The following is a 19216-nucleotide window of genomic DNA, read 5'->3' as shown; positions in this document are numbered from 1 at the left end:
TACGCCAGCCCGGTGGATGAGGTCTAACCGGGCCATCAGGGATGGGAAATCAAAATATCAGGCGGGATCGTTACTGATGGAGCGGAGACGAAAGCTTCGGCCCCGCTGTTAAAGAGCCTAGTTTATTGTTTATGGTTTTTAGGGTGGCCGCGACCGCAGTGTCCAAAGTGCCCGGTTTCGCCGGCATTGCTGGATGCATCCCGCGCTTCGACTCCGGTATCGGGGAAATCGGTGAACAAACCATCGACACCAAGTTCGAAATAGTAGCTCATTTCCGCTCTCGGATCGGCAAAGCCATAACCGCTGGCATTATTGCGGAAGGTCCAGGTATGCACTTTTAGGCCTTTCTCATGCGCCATTTCGATCACACCGGTACTGCCTTCGATACGGCGATCGTTGATGGTGATAGCACCGTCGCCGTCACGATCGATGCCGTCCGCCACGGTTTTCAGTAAATACGGCTTCCAGGGGCCGATGGCATCGGCATAACTGGCCACGAAATCAAGACCATCTTCCGAAACTAAATCGGCAAAGGTGCGGGAGTCGCCTTTCACCACCAAGTCATAGGGCTGCTTATATGGCGGCACCAACGACATCGAACCGTCGGCGTTGACATCGTCGGCATCCACCAGTTGCACTAACTGAATGAGAGTCTTACGACTCAAATATTGCAGATTACCCACTTCAAACGACTGGATGAACACCGGCGCGCAAGCGCTATTGTTATAGGCTCGATGCAGGACTTTCAACAGCTTATCCTCGAAAAAATGCTTGCCGAAGCTCAAGCGGCTTTCAGCATCCTTGAGCGTCGCATGGTAGGTGGAATGCTTGATTTCCGGATAAATGCCTATGCTATGTCCGGTTTCATGACTTTTGCTTTTAGCCAGAGCAATCACCTCTTCCAGAGTCGGAATCCGAAACAGGCCGTTGTATTGCTGATCGCGATCGGCACGGCTTTGCACGGCACGCAGGGTTTTAATTTCCGCCAAGGTAAAGTCGCTGGCGAACCAGTCGTCGTATTCGACACCATCGACCATGCGCTTAGTTTTACGGTCGGCGAATTCTGGATGACTGGCGACATCGGTAGTCGAACCTATCATCGGTTCGTGACGGGCAATCATTCGGCCATCCTTGGTTAATACCAGATCAGGTTCGATGAAATCGGCGCCCATTTCGATGGCCAACGCATAACCTTCCAAGGTATGTTCCGGGCGATAACCCGAGGCACCTCGATGACCGATGACGATAGGCGATTGATCCATTTTAGCCTCGGCCCATACCGGATTTTGTGTAGTCAGCAATGCCGCGACGGCCAAAGCCGAGAACGCGCTTTTAGATAACGAATGTAACATGAAATTTTCCTATGATTGCTTGAGTTTTTTTAGCGCGATGCCATCATGAAGCTGAAGGCCTTACGGGATGGCATCGCCGTGGTTGGCCGGCCTTAGTCACGATCCCTGGTTCTGTCCGAGCCATTCTCGCCGGCGGCGGACAAGGTTTTGTCGAACACCACATCACCGTTGATGTCTTTCAACGCCACGGTCATCGCCTTGGATTTGCGGTCAATATTGACTTCGCCGAAAAATTGCAAACCGGCATAGGGTGACAAGTTGACTTGCCCCGGCGCTGGCGCCTTACTGAATACGACCCGAGGACCGAAGGTCCCGTCCGTGCCGTTGGGTCCGAACGAGCCCGCGTTCAAAGGACCGGCCACGAATTCCCAAAACGGCAAAAAGTCTTGGCTAGCGGCTTGATTAGGGTCGTAATAATGCGCGGCCGCGTAATGCACGTCCGCCGTCAGCCAGACGATATTATCGATGTGTTTCTGTTTGATGAACTTCAGCAAACCGGCGATTTCCAGCTCCCGCCCGGCCGCCGGACCGTCGTTGCCATTTGCAATCGCTTCCCAACGGGCGTTACCTTCGGCATCGACACCATCGCCGATATTCAGCCCAATCGGCATATCGGCGGAAATGACTTTCCAGGTTGCGCGGGAATCTTGCAGTTCCCGCCGCAACCAAGCCAGTTGCTTTTCACCCAAAAAGCTGGTTTCGGCATTTTGTTGGGGTTGCAGATTGTCGGTATTCGGGCCACGATAACTGCGCATATCCAGCACGAACACATCCAATAATTTGCCGTGGGAAATCTTGCGGTAGATACGTTCCGACTCTTCCCCATCTTGCGGACGCAGCGGCGCATACTCATGAAACGCCCGCGTTGCGCGAGCCACCAGCAGCGGCACGTCCTTGACCGTGTAGCGACTATCGTTGCTCAAGTCCTTGGAATCCGACCAGTTGTTGACGACTTCGTGATCGTCCCATTGCCAGACTTGCGGCACTTCGGCATTGAATCGGCGCAAATTTTCATCCAAAAAATTGTATTTATAGCGGCCGCGGAATTCAGCCAGGGTTTCGGCGACCTTGCTTACCTCGGGCGTCACTAAATTGGTCCAGATTTGTCCATTTTCGGCCGGCTTGCTTTCCGGTATCGGTCCATCGGAATAAACGCTATCGCCGCTTTGCAAGAAAAATTGCGGCTTGGTCAGGCGCATGGTTTCGTAGATTTTCATGCCGCCGAAGCTTTCGTTGATACCCCAGCCTTGACCGGCTGTATCGCCGCCCCAAACGAAACGGATATCGTCACGTTTGCCGATGGTATGAAAATGGCCGTTCACCGGCTCGCTTTGATTGCGTTCGTTGGTCAGATCTTCGAACCAGACCTTGACATAAACATCCTTGCCTTCCGGCAAATCGACTAAATCCTGCCTCGCGGTGTAATCGCTATTCTCCATGGCATAGGGGCCGCGTAGCGTGACGGCATGTTCGAAATCGGGGTTGTAGGCGTATTCCACCATCATGCGCGAAGGCCTATCGGCACGGCTCCAGACAATAGCGCGTCCGGGTGCCAAATCGCCGATCTGTATCCCTTGATCCATTTTGGGTCCTTCGCCGGCAAAAGAAACACTTGCCGCGAGCAGTAACGGCCAAGGGAGTAGAGACAGCCTCCGACCCGGACCAAAATATTGACAATTAAACCATGGCATAGCGTTGACTCCTGATGATGGCAAAGGAGTCTGCATTGTAGATAGCTGCCCATGACACGGTGATTACCGCTTGGTTAAGAAATTTTGACAACGGCGGGCTTCGGTTCGAGCCCGATGCGAATGAGCCCCCGAGGTTTCAGATAATCGTTGGGATAAACCTAGGGCGAATTGGGCAAGGCAGGATAGCGGGGACGGAGTTTGCTATGGATTGGAGATAAAGTCAGGATTCGGTAACAAACAAATTACCGGTTGAGCGATGTGAGAGGGGCTTTAGCCGCGACCAAAGGCTTATCGTCGCGGCTAAAGCCCCTCCTAGACCGGAGACATACAATCGGCGACATGGGAGCAATCTTGCTAGGATGTCGCCTTATTTAAATTAACCGCTGACAACGCTGTTGAGCGCGAAGCCTCCACCAAAACTGAACAGCAAGTAAAACAGTGACATGATCAAGCCGGCAAGTGTGGTGATATTTAGCGCTTGCTTAAAAATGATGCCGACCATCGCCCAGTTCCATAAGACCATTATCCCTAGCATGCCGTAACCCAGCCAGTCTTCGGCCACGGTTGCCCAGAACATGATCGGGATGATCAGCGCGGCCACCACATTTTCACAAAACAAAATCGCCGAACCGACTTGTATGAACGTGTGCATGTTTTTGTTCAGCCACAGGGTTAGCGCGATAAAACCCAGGTTCAACAGGGTTTCCAGCACCACTTCGGTAATCGACTCGATTTCATCCGTCATGTTGAACTGGATGAAAAAGAAAACCAGCAGACTAAATATCAGGTTGTTCTTAAAAAAAGCTGTTGACCTGGGCAACTCGAGAGGCGAAACATTGAACCAACACAGTGCCAGATACTGTTTGATTATGTCCATGATCGGTCTTCTTCAGAAAGCTGGAATCAGTAGTCTTCTTCAACTTGAGCGTCATACGGGGCATGATAGTCCTGATACTGGCTGCGGCTGAATTGGTCGTTCAGCGCTTGAACCAAATCCTTGGTTTGTTCCAGCAAACTGTTTAATTTCTTGCGATTTTTCTTGGTTTTACCGACCGGCTGGGTAATCGGTAACAAGATGCGCCAGAAAGTCAGGCTTTTTTCGAACAATCCGGACAGGTCTTCGCTTAGATTGAGCTGTTTTTGCCGTTTATGTAATTGATTGATAATGAACTTGGCGTGAACCCGGCTGACGACGATATGTAAAGGCGTCAGCAACGCAATCAGGCCCACGATAATCGCCGGACCGATGATAGGGTCGAAAAACAGATCGAGCACACCGACCGCGATTTCGGCGAATAGAATCAGCATGATGATGAAGCTCAGAATAATCAGCGTGGTGGCATTGCAGCGTTCCTTCCAGGTTGCCAGCGCGCTTTCCACCTCGACCATGATGACGTCGTCCACCGCGCGTATACTGTTTTCCAGGGATTCCAAAACCCGATAGGAGCGGTCGTTATTCAGATTGTTGATCCGTTGCTCTATCTGGCTGGCGTTGCCGTTTTGCGACAACACCACGAACTGGCCGGTGAAAATGCCAAACTCGTTCAAACGCCTTTGCCAGGAGATGATGATCTCATGGGTTTTATGGTCGTTCAGATTCAATTCGGAATGGTCGATCACGAACAGAAACTTATTGGTATCCTGATACTGAATGATGCTGGCAATGGCATCCTTATTGAATTCCGGATCGGTTTCAAACAGATCGGTAAATACCAGCACCAAATCCGAAATGGCGATGACATGTTGGCGTAACAGCGCGTTAACGGCATTTTCCGCGGCCGGGTTGAGTACCGGAGTATCGATCACCAGTTTGTTTTTTAATTTGCTACTGTTGACAGTGACCAGTTCCAGATAGCTGTTGACCTTACTGCCTTCGCCCGGGCTGACCTGTTCGATGTCGCGGCTGATCTGGTAGAAAGGCAGGCGATGATCGGCGTCCAGCGCGCTGCCTGGCAAGGTGGCGCTGTTGGCTTGCGGGGTATATTGCAGTACCGTGAATTTATGGCGGGTGGTATTCAGCTGGGCATCGAGCAAACGATTCAAAAATTCGGATTTCGCCGGTGAATAGCCGCCCACGGTACTGATCAGCGGCCACCAGGAACTCTGGCGAGCGGTGGTTTCGTCGCTATCGACCAAGGCCATTTCATGTTCCAGCTCATCCAGTTCTTGAAATACCTTTACCGCTTTCTGTAAAACCGGGTCATTCGTGGCAAATTGCTTTTCAAGATTGATCAGATGCTTGCTTACCGTTTTATCTGCCATGAGATTTAAACCCTGCCGTATTAAAAAAGGTTGATTTCGATGCGGGGAGTATACACCGATGCTTTCGGCAGATAAAAATTCTAAATGCTCGGTTATTTTACTCCTGTATATCCAGCTCTTTCAGTTTACGGGTCAAGGTATTGCGGCCATACCCCAGCAGCAAGGCGGCCTCGTGTTTTCTGCCGTGGGTGTGCGTCAACGCGGTTTGAATCAATAAGGTTTCGACAGTGGCAATCGCCTGTTTGGCGACATCGTGCTTGCCGGCCGCCAGTTGCTGCTTGATCCAGTTTTGCAGCAAGCTTTCCCAGTCATCATGCGCCGCATCGCCACCGGATTCCGTGACGCTTTGGCTCAACTCGGGCGGCAAATCCTCGATATGAATTTCACGGCCCGACGCCATCACGGTCAGCCAGCGGCAGGTATTTTCCAGTTGCCGTACATTGCCCGGCCATTTCAAGCCGCTCAAAAAAGCTTCGGCCTCGGGTTTCAAGGTTTTAACTTCGGTACCCAATTCCTTGCCGCTTTGATACAGAAAATGCCGCATCAACAATCCGATGTCCTGGCGACGCTCCCTCAGCGGTGGAATATGAATGCGGATCACGTTCAGGCGGTGGAACAAATCCTCCCGAAACCGGCCTTGCGCCACCAGCACTTCCAGATTTTGATGGGTGGCGGCGATAATGCGGACATTGACCTTGATCGGCGCATGCGCCCCGACCGGATAAAACTCATTGTCGGCCAACACCCGCAACAAGCGGGTTTGCAATTCGGCCGGCATGTCGCCGATTTCATCCAAAAACAGCGTGCCGTTATTGGCTTGCTCGAAGCGGCCGACGCGGCGGGCTTGCGCGCCGGTGAACGCGCCCTTTTCGTGACCGAATAACTCAGACTCCATCAAATCCCTGGGAATGGCCGCCATATTCAACGCAATGAAGGGTTGCTCGACCCGCGGACTATGCCGATGCAGGGCTTTAGCCACCAATTCCTTGCCGGTGCCGGACTCGCCATTGATCAGCACGGTGATATGCGAGCGGGCCAAGCGGCCGATCGCCCGAAAAACTTCTTGCATCGCCGGCGCTTCGCCGATGATTTCCGGTGTATCCTCGATCTGTTCCGCTTGCAATTGAATCGTATTTTGTTGCTGTTTGCTGTGTATGCAAGCCCGTTGCACCGTTTCGACCACTTCATTAACGTCGAACGGTTTGGGTAAATATTCGAAGGCACCGCCGTGAAAAGCCGATACCGCGCTTTCCAGATCAGAGTGAGCCGTCATGATAATCACCGGCAACGACGGATAATCCTGCTGGATTTTCTTCAGCAGCTCGAATCCATCCATGCCGGGCATGCGAATATCGGTGATCAGAACGTGCGGCAAGTCCGCATGCAATTCCTTTAATAAATCCGATGCGTTGGCAAAACAACGGGTGTCGATGTTGGCTTTCTGCAAGGCTTTTTCAAGAACCCAGCGGATTGATTTGTCGTCATCGACAATCCAGACTTTATCTGGCAGTGACATGAGGTGTCTCCAAAACTTGGGTTGGTAAAATAAACTTTATTTGTGATTAGCTATTAAGTTGTCGCGGCTATCCACCAACGGCAAATAAATGGAGAAAACCGTATTTCCGGGTTCGCTTTCACATTCTATTAGGCCGTTGTGTTGGTTGATCAAGGATTGTGCGATCGAAAGGCCGAGTCCGGTGCCTTCGGCCCTACCAGTAATCATCGGGTAAAAAATCTGTCCCATCAGACGGGGCTCGATCCCCGGACCGTTATCGATAACATCGATTTTGACGGTCAACTTGTAACGTTTACGGCCTATGGTCATGTGGCGTTGAACCCGCGTTTTCAGGATGATCGTGCCGACGGTTTGGATCGCTTGTATCGCATTGCGGACGATATTCAGCAAGGCCTGAATCAATTGATTTTTATCGGCAAACAATTCGGGAATGCTGGGATCGTAATCCGTTTGCAGAATGATGCTGCTACCGGCCTCGACCGCGACCAGCTGTCTAACTCTCTCCAATACTTCATGGATGTTCAACGGGCTCTTGTGAGCCGGTTTGTTGGGACCGAGCATTTTATCCATCAGCTCTTGCAAGCGATCGGATTCGGCAATGATGATCTGGGTGTATTCCTTCAGCTCCGGATCGTGCAGCTCGAGTGCCAATAGTTGGGCCGCGCCGCGCAAGCCGCCCAACGGGTTCTTGATTTCGTGCGCCAGGCCGCGCACCAACATCCTGCTGGTATTTTGTTGCGCCAGAATTTGCTCTTCCTTGGTGATGCGTAAATGCCTGTCGACCTGTTGCAATTCAATCAGGATTTCGGCCAGTTCGCCGTTCTCCAATATCGGCGTGGCGCTCAGGTTTACCGTAATCGATTGATTCATGCATTCCAGTATCAATTCTCTGTCCACTAACGGCTCGTTCTGATTCAACCGCGACACAAGATCGGAAAACAGGCCGTGATGAGCGGTCTTGAACAGCTTCCGGGCCGGATTGCCGACCAAATGCTTGGCGCTATCGGCGAACAGCATTTCGCCGGCCGGATTGATATAAGTCAGGCGTAAATCCCTGTCGAATAGCAGGATCGCTTCGTTGAGATGATCAAGTATTTTTTTATACACAGTATAAGCAAGTTATAAATTGGCTAATGATTGCCTAGCAATTTAAGCGCCAACCCGCCCGGAAGCCGTGGCGCTAGCCGAACCGCCGAAAACCACCCAGACCGCTCCATTATGGTGCAATTTAGGCCGGCTGTGAACTTTTAAGGTGCAACCGAGTGTTGCAACCGCTGTTTATGGGTTATTCTGTCGATAGCTGCGGCTCAAGCCGGCAGATGAATGGTGCCTTCGGCAAACAAAACCGCCCGCCCGCCTATCCTGACCATCAGATTTTCCTGTTGCTTATTATCCATTTCCAATTGAATCAGGCTGCGCCGACTGGCAACGTCGCCGCGCTCCACCGAAAAGCTATGGGTGCCTTTTTGTGTACGTTCGAACGAACACAGATAAGCGCAAAACGCCGGCATCGCGCTACCAACCGGAGGGTCGGCCTGTAAGCCGATATTGGGACCCAGCAACCGGGCATTGAAGTCCGCCTCCGGATTAGGCGATTTGGGTGCAAACAACAAAATTTCCTGGGCGGCGGTTTGCGGCGCGGCCGATTCGCTCCAGGCCAGATAATTGAAGCGGGCTTTACGCACCGATTCATAATTCCAGACCGGCACGATCAAATACGGAAAGCCGCAGGATACCAGGCGCGGCGAATATTTTTTATGATCCAGATCCGCCGCTTGCAGGCCTAAAAACCGGCAGAGTTCTTCATCGCTGGGAGCGAAACGGTCGACGATGGCGCTGACGCTACGGCTGAATTGCACAAAACTGGGTTTGCCGTTTTCGCTGGAAATATTGACTTCGATGGCACCGACATTCTGTTCGAAGAGTACCTGGGTTACAGGCGCGTTCAGGCCAATATCGCCGCATTCGGCCAGCACATAAGCGGCTGCGATGATGGTATGTCCGCCGAAATCGATTTCCTTTAACGGCGAAAAAATTCGCATCCTGCGCAGGTTGTCGCTATGAAGCCTGTGGAATATAAACACCGTTTCCGACAAGTTCATTTCCCTGGCAATTGCGGCCATCTTGTCGACATTCAAGCCGTCGGCGTTGGGAAACACCGCAATTTGCGCACCGTTGAAAATCTGCTGAGTGAACACGTCGGCGATGTAATACTGGAATTTCATGGTCTACTCCGACACATTGATAAGCACGCGGTTATTTTCGACCCTAACCGGGTAGCTGGGCACGCTGACATTGGCATCCTCGAAACAAACACCGGTTGCGAGATGGAAGTGCTGCTTGTACATCGGCGAGGCCAGCATCGGCTGCCCGCCCAAATCCCCAACCATGCCGCGCGACAGCACATTGGCCCGGCTGAAGGGGTCGTAATTGCCGATAGCATAAACCGCCTTTAATTTGGGCAGGTAGAAAATGGCTATCTGCCGGCCTTGCGCCAACACACAGATACCGGAGTCGTCCTGCAAATCGGCAATATCACAGACATTGATCCATCCACTCATATTATGCCGCCTCCTCGATCAATTTGAAGTGCTTGCGTTCCTGTTCATTGGCCGGACGAATCTGGCCGCGCTCCTGCACAAATACCACGTTATCGTCGGTTTGATCGCTATTGACGAAATGGCGGAAGCGTTTCAGCCTGTTCTCGTCTTCCAACGTGGTTTTCCATTCGCATTGATAGGTGTCGATCACGTGCCGCATCTGCTGTTCCAGTTGACCGGCGATACCCAGCCGGTCTTCGATCACCACCGATTTCAGATAATCCAGACCGCCTTCCAGGTTTTCCATCCAGACTGAAGTCCGCTGCAATCGCGCCGCGGTGCGCACATAAAAAATCAGTACCCGGTCTATGTATTGGATCAGCGTATCCTTGCTCAGATTGGTGGCAAACAGGTCGGCGTGACGCGGCTTCATGCCGCCGTTACCGCAGACATATAAATTCCAGCCGTTTTCGGTGGCGATCACGCCGATGTCCTTGCCTTGAGCTTCGGCGCATTCCCGGGTGCAACCTGACACGGCGAATTTGATTTTATGCGGCGCGCGCAGGCCTTTGTAACGGTTTTCCAGTTCGATGGCCAAGCCGACGCTGTCATCTACGCCGAACCGGCACCAGGTGCTGCCGACGCAAGACTTGACCGTGCGCAGGGATTTACCATAGGCATGGCCCGACTCGAACCCGGCGGCTATCAACTCTTTCCAGATCGACGGCAGTTGCTCGACCCTGGCGCCAAATAAATCCACTCGTTGGCCGCCGGTGATTTTGGTATACAGGCCGTATTTTTTCGCTACCCGGCCCAGCACGATCAAACCGTCCGGCGTGATCTCGCCGCCGGCGATGCGCGGTACCACCGAATAGGTGCCGTCTTTTTGCATGTTGGCCAAAAAGATGTCGTTGGTATCCTGCAGGCCGATATGCGGTTTTTCCAGAATATAATCGTTCCAGTATGAGGCCAGAATCGAACCGACCGCCTGCTTGCACACTTCGCAGCCCAAACCCTGGCCGTGCTTGTCCAGCAATTCGTCGAAGGTTTTGATTTGTTCCACCATCACCAGGTTGTACAAGTCCTGCCGGGTATGCGGAAAATGCTCGCAAATATCGGTGCTGACTTCGACGCCCAGTTTACCCAGTTCGCAATCCAATACCGACTTCAACAACGCCGAACAGCCGCCGCAGCCGGTGGCGGCTTTGGTTTCGGTTTTCAGCCGCCCCATACTGGTGCAGCCGGCCTCTATCGCGCTACAAACCTGGGCTTTGCTGACATTATGGCAGGAACAAATTTGCGCCGTGGCCGGCAGGGCATCCGGCCCCAGACTCACCGGCGCGCCCGAGGATTGCGGCAGTATCAAGCTGTCCGGATTTTCCGGCAAGGTTATGCCGTTCAGGCAATATTGCAGCAAGGTGCCGTAAGCCGAGGCTTCCCCCACCAGTACCGCGCCCAACAACTGTTTTTTGTCCTGGCTGACGACCAGCCGTTTGTAAATTTCGCTGGAACCGTTTTGATAGGTGTAAACCAGCGCGCCCTGGGTTCTGGCGTGCGCATCGCCGATGCTGGCCACGTCGACGCCCATCAATTTCAGCTTGGTGCTCATGTCGGCGCCGGTAAAGCTGGCTTCGCCGCCGGACAAATCGGCGACCACGGTCCTGGCCATGCTGTATCCGGGGGCAACCAAACCGAAAATTTGGCCGTTCCATAGCGCGCATTCGCCGATGGCGTAAATATCCGGATCGGAAGTGCGGCATTGATTATCGATGACGATGCCGCCGCGCGGACCAACCTCCAGACTACAAGCACGGGCGATGTCGTCGCGCGGACGGATGCCGGCGGAAAACAGAATGATGTCGGTTTCCAGCACTTCGCCGTCGGCGAAGTTCATTTTATGCAGACAACGCTCACCGTCGTCGATCAGCGAGGTGTTCTTGTTTAAATGCACATTGACGCCCAGCGCCTGAATTTTGTGTTTCAACATCGCGCCGCCGCCATCGTCCAGTTGCACGGCCATCAGCCGCGGCGCGAATTCCACCACATGGGTGTCAAGACCCAAATCCTTCAAGGCTTTGGCGGCCTCCAAACCCAGCAAGCCGCCGCCGACCACGGTGCCGACCTTGGATGTTGCCGCGGCGGCCCGGATGGCTTCCAAATCTTCGATAGTCCGGTAGACCAGGCACTGCCGGCGTTCATGCCCCGGTACCGGCGGCACGAACGGATAGGAGCCGGTGGCCAGCACCAGTTTGTCGTAGGCAATCACTTGGCCTTGAGCGGAAGTGACCATTTTATGCTGACGGTCGATGCTGGCGGCCCTGTCGCCCAGAAAAATTTCAATGCCGTGTTCGGCGAAAAACCCATCGCTGACCAGAGACAAATCCTCGGCCGTTTTACCGGAAAAATACTCCGACAAATGCACCCTATCGTACGCCGCTCTGGGTTCCTCGCAAAAGATGACCACGCGGTACTGCCGCTGCGCTGGGCTGTTGACCAATTCGGCCAGAAAGTGCTGACCGACCATGCCGTTACCGATGACAACCAAGGTTTGTTTCGTATTCATGCCTGACCTCTACTGATATTGATTTATCCCACCGCATCCGCGACAGACGCGGCCGCATAATCCCGGCCCGCATGGCTCGCCTTATTTTGGGCAAAAAAAAAGGCGGCCTGAATTGAAATGAGGAACTCATTCAATCAGGACGCCTTTGTCCAGTTAGGTATGACAAGGTAAGCTCAGCGGGAGACTTAACTTAATAACAGCAATATGAATGCCAAATCCTAAAGATCACGAATTTCCGGGACGCCATACCAAAACAGTCGACATCCTCGGTCGGTATCGCACTCAAATAATGCAGTTTTGTGGGTAAATTGCACCATATTGGTTCAACTGAAACACATACCGAATCTAAATAATGCCGTGGGAGGAGCTTTAGTCTCGATTAATACTTCAGTCGCGGCTAAAGCCCCCCCCTACAAACATACCCATGATCGATTCATGACGCGTGACGGGCCTATGGCATGCTAACTGCATAAATGCGCATACGGCCAACATTCGGAATCAACCATGTCTATCGCTTCCCTTAAACAGCTATCCATGCAGGGTAAAACCAAAATACTGCACATGAGTTGGATGGCGTTTTTTATCAGCTTTGTGGTCTGGTTTAACCATGCGCCGTTGATGATGCTGATCAAACAGGATCTCGGCATCAGCGATTCGCAAGTCGAGATCATTCTGTTGCTGAATGTGGCTCTGACTATCCCGGCCCGGGTCATCATCGGCATGATAGTCGACCGTTTCGGAGCCAGAATCAGTTACAGCGTATTACTGGCGGTGTGCAGCCTGCCTTGCTTCATGTTTGCGCTGGCGGAAAATTTTGCCGAGCTGGCCTGGTCGCGGTTTTTGCTCGGTTTCATCGGCGCCGGCTTCGTGGTGGGCGTGCGTATCATCGGCGACTGGTTTCCATCCAGCCAAATGGGGACTGCCGAAGGTATTTATGCCGGCTGGGGCAATTTCGGTTCGGCGGTAGCGGCGATATTTTTGCCCGGTCTGGCGTTGTATTTCGGCGCGGAAAACGGCTGGCGCTATGCGATAGCGCTGACCGGGATGCTGGCGCTGCTGTATTCGGTGGTCTATTACCGCAACGTGGAAAACCTGCCCAAGCAACTGGCCGGATTAAAAAGCAAGCGCGCCACCACCATGGAAGTCAGCAGTATTAACGATTTATTCCTATATATGCTCAGCCTATTGCCGCTGTATGCCTCGTTGTCGCTGTTGACCTGGAAGTTGTCGGCCTTGCGAATGCCGATTCTGTCCGAAACCTGGGCTTTTTCGATTCATCTGGGTATCTGGCTGGTGTTTTTACTGCATGCCCGGCAACTGGTCAGCAACAACGCCGAGAGGCTAAGCCGGCCCATATCCAGCATTCATCATTACCGCTACCGGCAAGTGTTCATACTAGCCATCGCTTATCTGATTACCTTCGGTTCCAAACTGGCGGTGCTGTCGATGTTGCCGATGTTTTTCTTCAACACCTTCAGCGTCACTCAAAACATTTCGATGCTGGACGCGGGATTCTTGGCATCCAGCTTTGTGATCACCAATATCGTCGCGCGCCCGGCCGGCGGCTGGCTAAGCGATAAAATCGGCCGCAAATTGTCGCTGACTCTATTCGTCGCCGGGCTGGCGGGCGGCTATCTGTTGATGGCGATGATTTCGGAGCATTGGTCGATAGGCTTGGCGGTACTGGTGACCCTGATTTGCGCGCTGTTCATGCAGGCGGCGGAAGGGGCGATTTTCGCCTTTGTGCCGTTGATCCGCCAGGCCATTACCGGCGAAGTGGCCGGTATCGTCGGCGCCTATGGCAATGCCGGAGCCATCGTATTTCTGATATTGCTGACCTTTCTATCCGCTACCGGTTTTTTTCTGATGCTGGGGGCGTGCTGCTTGCTGTTGTTGGGCTTGGTTTACGCGCTTGAAGAGCCCAAAAACTTCATCACCGAAATCATGCCGGACGGCACTGTCGTCAGAATTGAACTGGAATAAGCATGAACCCGCTCAAAGTCCTGGTTGTCGATGAATTCGACAGCGATCTTGCTCTGGAACAAAGCCTGAAACAACATGGTTATCAGGTGGCGACCCTGAAATTGCGGGCGCTCAATCTGCTGGATGTAGTCAAAACCCTGCAACCCGACGCGGTGGTGCTGAATCTTTATACGCCGGATGACAAGGTATTGAACATGATGCTGGAGATCAATCAACAACATTCGGTGCCGGTGATCATGTTTGCCGAGGATCAGCAAACCGAAACCATCAATAAAGTCATCAAGGCCGGCGTCAGCGCATACATCGTCGACGGCCTGGAGCCGAAACGAATCAAGACCATCATCGATGTGGCGATTGCCCGCTTCAGGGAGCAGCAAGCCTTGAAGAACGAACTCAAAAAAACCAAAGACCAACTGGAAGAACGCAAGTTGATCGATCGGGCCAAGGCAATCCTGATCAAATCCCAGGGTTACAGCGAGGATCAGGCCTACCATGCCTTGCGCAAGCTAGCGATGGATAGGAAAGTCTCGCTGGGCGAAATGGCCAAAAACGTGATTTCGATGGCCGAGCTGTTTAAATGACGATTAGGTGATTTAGCGTATTGTCGGCAACCCGCGCTTGCGCCGTTTTCGAGCGGCATTGGACAAAAAAGACCCGCCGGCCGGGTATCTTTTTCGCGGAAAATATAGCCCGAGCAGCATGTTGCCGTTGGCCTCTGCTTTGCTCAACCAACGGCTAGTTTACAATCCATGCTCAACCAAGCTCACATCAACGGCAAAATCTGATCCAGTATCTTAGCGTTGGTGGCCAGTATTTGTTTCGGAAACACGCCGGGGTTACCCTTGAAATCGGTGACACTGGCACCAGCTTCGCGGGCAATCAACGCGCCGGCGGCGACGTCGTACAGATTCAATTCCTGCTCCCAAAACGCATCGACTTGGCCGTCCGCCACGGTGCATAAGTCCAGCGCGGCCGAACCCAAACGGCGCTGGCCGGTGGTAGCCTGGGCGATACGCCCGAAACGTGGCAAATTGTTGTCCGGCAAATATTGGCGCAAGCAGGCAAAGCCGGTGGATACCATGCTGTCGGCCAGACTGGTTTCGTCGGATACCCGGATCGGCTTGCCGTTTTTCCAGGCGCCCTTGCCTTTCTCGGCGCAGTAATAATCGTCCAACGCCGGACCGTAGACAGCGCCCATCATCAGCTCGCCGTCGATCTCCAGCGCGACGCTGATGCCCCAAAAATACTGACCCTTGGAAAAGGAATGGGTGCCGTCGATCGGATCGACGATCCAGCGGCTGATTTGATTGGCGCTCTGTCCGCTTTCCTCGCCCCAAAAACCGTATTCCGGGCAATGTTCGGCCAGAGCCTGTTTTAGGTAATTTTCCACGGCGACATCGGCATCGGTAACCAAGTCGCGGGCACTTTTTTTGCTGACGGAGAGCTTGTCGAGGTCGTTGAAATAACGCATCGCCACGTCGCCGGCGGCGCGGACGATTTTTTCCAGGGCTTCAAGATTGATTGGCATGTTTTCTCGGGTGATGGCAGCGGCGAACAGGACGGCTATCATCCTGTTCGCCAAACAAATGCCTATTGTAACCCGGAGCGCCTTTGATTACAGGTTGTGATAGCCGGTCTCTTCATGCAGGGCAATGTCCAGGCCTTGAACTTCCTCGTCTTCGCTAACCCGCAGACTGATGAACTTGTCGATCAATTTTAATAGCAGGTAACTGAATAAGCCGCTCCAAATGGCGGTAACGGCAACCGCCAGCGCCTGTACCGCGACTTGATTGCCTATACTGACGCCATTCAGCCCCAGTCCGCCAAAACTTTCGGCGGCAAACACGCCGGTCAACAGCGAGCCGACGCAACCACCGACGCCATGCACCGGAAACACGTCCAACGAGTCGTCGATTTTCAAACCGCGTTTGATGTATTGGGTGGCATAAAAACACACCGCGCCGGCAACGATGCCGATCACCAGTCCGCCGACCGGCCCCACATAGCCCGAGGCGGGCGTGATGGTGCCCAAACCCGCCACCATGCCGGTGACGATACCCAACACGCTGGGTTTGCCGAAACGCAGCCATTCGATGGTCATCCAGGTCAGCGATCCGGCGGCGGCGGCAATATGAGTCACCACAATCGCCATCCCCGCGCTACCGTCGGCTTTCAAGGCGCTACCGCCATTGAAACCGAACCAGCCGAACCACAGCATGCCGGCGCCGGTCACCACCATGGTCATGTTATGCGGCATCATGGCCACGGTCGGAAAACCGCGTCTGCGGCCCAACACCAGCGCGGCTACCAGCGCGGCGACGCCGGCATTAACGTGAATCACGATGCCGCCGGCAAAATCCTTGACCCCGAGTTGCGCCAGCCAACCGCCACCCCAAATCCAATGGCAAATCGGCATGTAGACCACGATCAACCACAAGGAGCTGAACCACAGCATGGCGGAAAACTTCATCCGCTCGGCGAAACCACCGATGATCAATGCCGGCGTGATGATCGCAAAAGTCATTTGAAACAGGAAAAACACGATTTCGGGAATGTCGCCGGTCATGGCTCCGCTTCCCATCCCAGGCAAAAAAACCTTGGCGCCGCCGCCCAAAAATTGTTGCCAATCGCCGCCATCGGCGAAAACAAAGCTATAAACGCCGGCCAGCCATAGCAACGATACCAGACAGGTAATCGCAAAACATTGCATCAGCACCGACAGTACGTTTTTACTGCGAACCAGGCCGCCATAAAACAGCGATAGTCCCGGAATGGTCATGAACAACACCAGCGCGCTGGAGGTTAAAACCCAGACGGTGTTGGCTTGGTTTAACCCGTCGGCATAAGCTTGAGCGGGCAACAAAAAGGTGAGTAGTGCGAGCTTTAAGGCTCTAATTATTATTGTCATAGTGGGTCAAAATTTTTTTTTTAACCCGGCGGCTAAAACGACAAAATCGCCTGGGCTGTAAAGCCCGGCGATTTGCATTGGTACTGCCGAGTTGATTCGATTAAATGTTAAATCGCATCCTCTCCGGTTTCGCCGGTTCTGATGCGGATGATCTGTTCCAAGTTGGTGACGAAGATTTTGCCGTCGCCGATCTTGCCGGTATTGGCCGCCTTGACGATGGTCTCGACCGCTTGATCGACGACATGATCGGCGACGGCGATTTCCAATTTGACCTTAGGTAAAAAATCCACCACATATTCGGCGCCGCGGTATAACTCGGTATGGCCTTTTTGCCGACCGAAGCCTTTGACTTCGGTGGCCGTGACACCAGCGACGCCGATTTCGGACAAGGCTTCGCGCACATCGTCCAACTTGAACGGTTTGATAATCGCAGTAATTAGTTTCATGCTTTCCCCAATTGATTAGTTAAAAACGTTTTGCCCACTGCCTTCATGATAAAGAATTCCGCCGCAACCTACAATTTAGCCGGTTTACGGCCCGCTTGAAGACTCGCTTCAAAAACGGCAAACGGGCGGCCATTACTGGACACCCGTTCCTATCATGCTAAGCGGTAACAAGAATCAAAGGTTGTAGGCCGATTCACCATGCTCGGTAACATCCAGACCTTGACGTTCCGTGGCTTCTTCTACTCTCAGACCCACCATCACATCGGCGATCTTGAAAGCGATGAAAGAACCGATGCCCGACCAGACGATGGCGACAGCCACGCCCCAGGCTTGGCTGGTCAATTGGGTAAACAAGCTGTATTCCGCCACCGCGTTGGCGACATAATCCCAAACCCCGGTGCCGCCCAGTGCGGGACTGGCAACTACCGCGGTACCGAGTGCGCCGATGATACCGCCCACGCCATGCACGCCAAACGCATCCAGCGAATCGTCATAACCCAATATATGTTTCAGGCGAGTGACGGTCCAGAAGCAGACCGCGCCGACCACCAGTCCCAGAAAAATAGAACCCATTGGACCGGCCCAACCGCAAGCCGGAGTAATCGCCACCAAACCCGCAACCGCGCCGGAAGTCGCGCCCAGCATGCTAGGTTTGCCACGCACCAGCCATTCGGCCGCCACCCAGGACAAAGTCGCGGCCGCCGCGGCCAACAAGGTATTGACGAATACCAACGCCGCCAGACCATTGGCTTCCAGGTTGGAACCGGCATTAAAACCGAACCAGCCTATCCACAACAGGGAAGCACCGATCATATTCATGGTCACGCTATGCGGGGCGATGAATTCCTTGCCGTAACCGATACGCTTGCCTATCATCAAGCAACCCACCAGACCGGCAATCCCGGCGTTGATGTGCACCACGGTGCCGCCGGCGAAATCCAAGGCGCCTTTTTGGAACAAAAAGCCCGCAGTCGCACCGGCCGCGTCCGCCGCGGCTTGATCGGTATAGGCATCCGGACCGGCCCAGTACCAAACCATGTGCGCCATCGGTAAATAAGTGAAACTAAACCACAACACGGTAAACACCAGCACCGCCGAGAATTTAACCCGTTCCGCGAACGCACCGATGATCAAAGCCGGAGTAATCGCTGAAAAAGTCAGCTGGAAGGCCACGTAAATATATTCGGGAACGTAAACGCCCTTACTGAAGGTGGCCGCCATCGAGTCGGGCGTGATTCCGCTCAAAAAGGCTTTGCTGAAGCCACCGAAAAAGGCATTGCCTTCGGTAAAGGCCACGCTGTAGCCGTAGATTGCCCATAAAATCGCGGTCAGTGAAAAAATCACGAAAACTTGCATCAACACCGACAACATGTTCTTGGCGCGCACCATCCCGCCGTAGAACAACGCCAAACCGGGAATCACCATCAATGCCACCAACACGGTTGCGACGATCATCCAGGCAGTGTCGCCCTTATTGACGGTGGGAGCCGCCACTTCTTCAGCCATGCCGAGACCCGAGAAACCCAGTAGCGCAAACAGCACCGAGCCTAATAAAAGTTGTTTCATAATTATTTCCCCTCTTTATCGATTAAAGTGCTTCTTCGCCGGATTCACCGGTTCTGATCCGGACAACCTGCTCTAAATTGGTCACGAAAATTTTGCCGTCGCCGATTTTGCCGGTATTGGCTACTTTGACGATGGCTTCGACGGCTTGCTCCACCAGACTATCGCCGACCGCCACTTCGATTTTGGCCTTGGGCAAAAAGTCGACCACGTATTCGGCGCCGCGATAAAGTTCGGTATGGCCTTTCTGGCGACCAAAACCCTTCACCTCGGTCACGGTCACCCCGGATACGCCAATATCCGACAACGCTTCACGCACGTCGTCGAGCTTAAACGGCTTAACAACTGCTGTAATCAGTTTCATAATTCAACACCTCGTTGCTTGAGTTAGT

Annotated in this window: 16 protein-coding genes; 2 read left to right on the top strand and 14 right to left on the bottom strand. The window is 53.3% G+C overall.

Annotated features, from left to right (window positions below; genetic code table 11):
• Positions 1-122 precede the first annotated feature (122 nt).
• From IVG45_RS21105 to nirB, 9 genes are all read right to left on the bottom strand, one after another.
• Positions 123-1352: a glycerophosphodiester phosphodiesterase gene (locus tag IVG45_RS21105; protein ID WP_196435715.1), complete on the bottom strand. Its 1230-nt coding sequence runs from the start codon at positions 1350-1352 to the stop codon at positions 123-125.
• A gap of 92 nt (positions 1353-1444) precedes the next feature.
• Positions 1445-2935: an alkaline phosphatase D family protein gene (locus tag IVG45_RS21100; RefSeq protein WP_230874679.1), complete on the bottom strand. Its 1491-nt coding sequence runs from the start codon at positions 2933-2935 to the stop codon at positions 1445-1447.
• 484 nt (positions 2936-3419) lie between these two features.
• Entirely contained in the window at positions 3420-3920 is a 501-nt protein-coding gene (locus IVG45_RS21095; RefSeq protein ID WP_196435713.1) for a hypothetical protein, read from the bottom strand.
• 26 nt (positions 3921-3946) lie between these two features.
• A complete protein-coding gene (locus IVG45_RS21090; protein WP_196435712.1) occupies positions 3947-5305 on the bottom strand; it encodes a hypothetical protein in 1359 nt (452 codons plus the stop codon).
• A 97-nt stretch (positions 5306-5402) separates the two neighbouring features.
• Complete coding sequence (ntrC, locus tag IVG45_RS21085; RefSeq protein ID WP_196435711.1) at positions 5403-6821, bottom strand: nitrogen regulation protein NR(I); 1419 nt, start codon at positions 6819-6821, stop codon at positions 5403-5405.
• A gap of 36 nt (positions 6822-6857) precedes the next feature.
• The gene (gene glnL / locus IVG45_RS21080; RefSeq protein ID WP_196435710.1) at positions 6858-7928 is read right to left on the bottom strand and encodes a nitrogen regulation protein NR(II); all 1071 of its coding nucleotides are present in this window, start codon (positions 7926-7928) and stop codon (positions 6858-6860) included.
• A gap of 200 nt (positions 7929-8128) precedes the next feature.
• Positions 8129-9046 carry a PhzF family phenazine biosynthesis protein gene (locus IVG45_RS21075; RefSeq protein ID WP_196435709.1) on the bottom strand — a complete coding sequence of 306 codons (918 nt, stop codon included), beginning with the start codon at positions 9044-9046 and terminating at the stop codon, positions 8129-8131.
• 3 nt (positions 9047-9049) lie between these two features.
• Positions 9050-9382, bottom strand: a complete 333-nt coding sequence (gene nirD, locus IVG45_RS21070; protein WP_196435708.1) for a nitrite reductase small subunit NirD — start codon at positions 9380-9382, stop codon at positions 9050-9052.
• A gap of 1 nt (position 9383) precedes the next feature.
• Positions 9384-11924, bottom strand: coding sequence for a nitrite reductase large subunit NirB (gene nirB, locus IVG45_RS21065; protein WP_196435707.1), 2541 nt, complete (start codon positions 11922-11924; stop codon positions 9384-9386).
• A gap of 504 nt (positions 11925-12428) precedes the next feature.
• Between nirB and IVG45_RS21060 the strand changes: the two genes are divergently transcribed.
• Entirely contained in the window at positions 12429-13907 is a 1479-nt protein-coding gene (locus IVG45_RS21060; protein ID WP_196435706.1) for an MFS transporter, read from the top strand.
• Between the two features lie 2 nt (positions 13908-13909).
• The gene (locus tag IVG45_RS21055) at positions 13910-14488 is read left to right on the top strand and encodes an ANTAR domain-containing response regulator (protein ID WP_196435705.1); all 579 of its coding nucleotides are present in this window, start codon (positions 13910-13912) and stop codon (positions 14486-14488) included.
• A 182-nt stretch (positions 14489-14670) separates the two neighbouring features.
• Here IVG45_RS21055 and IVG45_RS21050 read toward each other — a convergent pair whose 3' ends face one another.
• From IVG45_RS21050 to IVG45_RS21030, 5 genes are all read right to left on the bottom strand, one after another.
• Positions 14671-15435: an inositol monophosphatase family protein gene (locus IVG45_RS21050; RefSeq protein WP_196435704.1), complete on the bottom strand. Its 765-nt coding sequence runs from the start codon at positions 15433-15435 to the stop codon at positions 14671-14673.
• An 87-nt stretch (positions 15436-15522) separates the two neighbouring features.
• Entirely contained in the window at positions 15523-16815 is a 1293-nt protein-coding gene (locus IVG45_RS21045; RefSeq protein WP_196435703.1) for an ammonium transporter, read from the bottom strand.
• 107 nt (positions 16816-16922) lie between these two features.
• Positions 16923-17261, bottom strand: coding sequence for a P-II family nitrogen regulator (locus IVG45_RS21040; RefSeq protein ID WP_196435702.1), 339 nt, complete (start codon positions 17259-17261; stop codon positions 16923-16925).
• Between the two features lie 174 nt (positions 17262-17435).
• A complete protein-coding gene (locus IVG45_RS21035; protein WP_196435701.1) occupies positions 17436-18827 on the bottom strand; it encodes an ammonium transporter in 1392 nt (463 codons plus the stop codon).
• Between the two features lie 22 nt (positions 18828-18849).
• Positions 18850-19188 (bottom strand): P-II family nitrogen regulator, encoded by a 339-nt coding sequence (locus IVG45_RS21030; protein ID WP_196435700.1) that lies wholly within the window; start codon positions 19186-19188, stop codon positions 18850-18852.
• Positions 19189-19216 lie beyond the last annotated feature (28 nt).

Source organism: Methylomonas sp. LL1 (assembly GCF_015711015.1).
GTDB lineage: Bacteria > Pseudomonadota > Gammaproteobacteria > Methylococcales > Methylomonadaceae > Methylomonas.
Note: the sequence above shows the minus strand (reverse complement) of the source record. Positions and strands in the feature narration are given on the sequence as shown.

Excerpts from the sequence above, each read along its gene's own strand:
- nirB (WP_196435707.1), bottom strand. The coding sequence starts at position 11,924 with ATGAATACGAAACAAACCTTGGTTGTCATCGGTAACGGCATGGTCGGT.
- ntrC (WP_196435711.1), bottom strand. The coding sequence starts at position 6,821 with ATGTCACTGCCAGATAAAGTCTGGATTGTCGATGACGACAAATCAATC.
- IVG45_RS21095 (WP_196435713.1), bottom strand. The coding sequence starts at position 3,920 with ATGGACATAATCAAACAGTATCTGGCACTGTGTTGGTTCAATGTTTCG.
- IVG45_RS21045 (WP_196435703.1), bottom strand. The coding sequence starts at position 16,815 with ATGACAATAATAATTAGAGCCTTAAAGCTCGCACTACTCACCTTTTTG.
- IVG45_RS21030 (WP_196435700.1), bottom strand. The coding sequence starts at position 19,188 with ATGAAACTGATTACAGCAGTTGTTAAGCCGTTTAAGCTCGACGACGTG.
- IVG45_RS21100 (WP_230874679.1), bottom strand. The coding sequence starts at position 2,935 with ATGGATCAAGGGATACAGATCGGCGATTTGGCACCCGGACGCGCTATT.
- nirD (WP_196435708.1), bottom strand. The coding sequence starts at position 9,382 with ATGAGTGGATGGATCAATGTCTGTGATATTGCCGATTTGCAGGACGAC.
- IVG45_RS21075 (WP_196435709.1), bottom strand. The coding sequence starts at position 9,046 with ATGAAATTCCAGTATTACATCGCCGACGTGTTCACTCAGCAGATTTTC.
- IVG45_RS21090 (WP_196435712.1), bottom strand. The coding sequence starts at position 5,305 with ATGGCAGATAAAACGGTAAGCAAGCATCTGATCAATCTTGAAAAGCAA.
- IVG45_RS21035 (WP_196435701.1), bottom strand. The coding sequence starts at position 18,827 with ATGAAACAACTTTTATTAGGCTCGGTGCTGTTTGCGCTACTGGGTTTC.
- IVG45_RS21060 (WP_196435706.1), top strand. The coding sequence starts at position 12,429 with ATGTCTATCGCTTCCCTTAAACAGCTATCCATGCAGGGTAAAACCAAA.
- IVG45_RS21055 (WP_196435705.1), top strand. The coding sequence starts at position 13,910 with ATGAACCCGCTCAAAGTCCTGGTTGTCGATGAATTCGACAGCGATCTT.
- IVG45_RS21050 (WP_196435704.1), bottom strand. The coding sequence starts at position 15,435 with ATGCCAATCAATCTTGAAGCCCTGGAAAAAATCGTCCGCGCCGCCGGC.
- IVG45_RS21105 (WP_196435715.1), bottom strand. The coding sequence starts at position 1,352 with ATGTTACATTCGTTATCTAAAAGCGCGTTCTCGGCTTTGGCCGTCGCG.
- IVG45_RS21040 (WP_196435702.1), bottom strand. The coding sequence starts at position 17,261 with ATGAAACTAATTACTGCGATTATCAAACCGTTCAAGTTGGACGATGTG.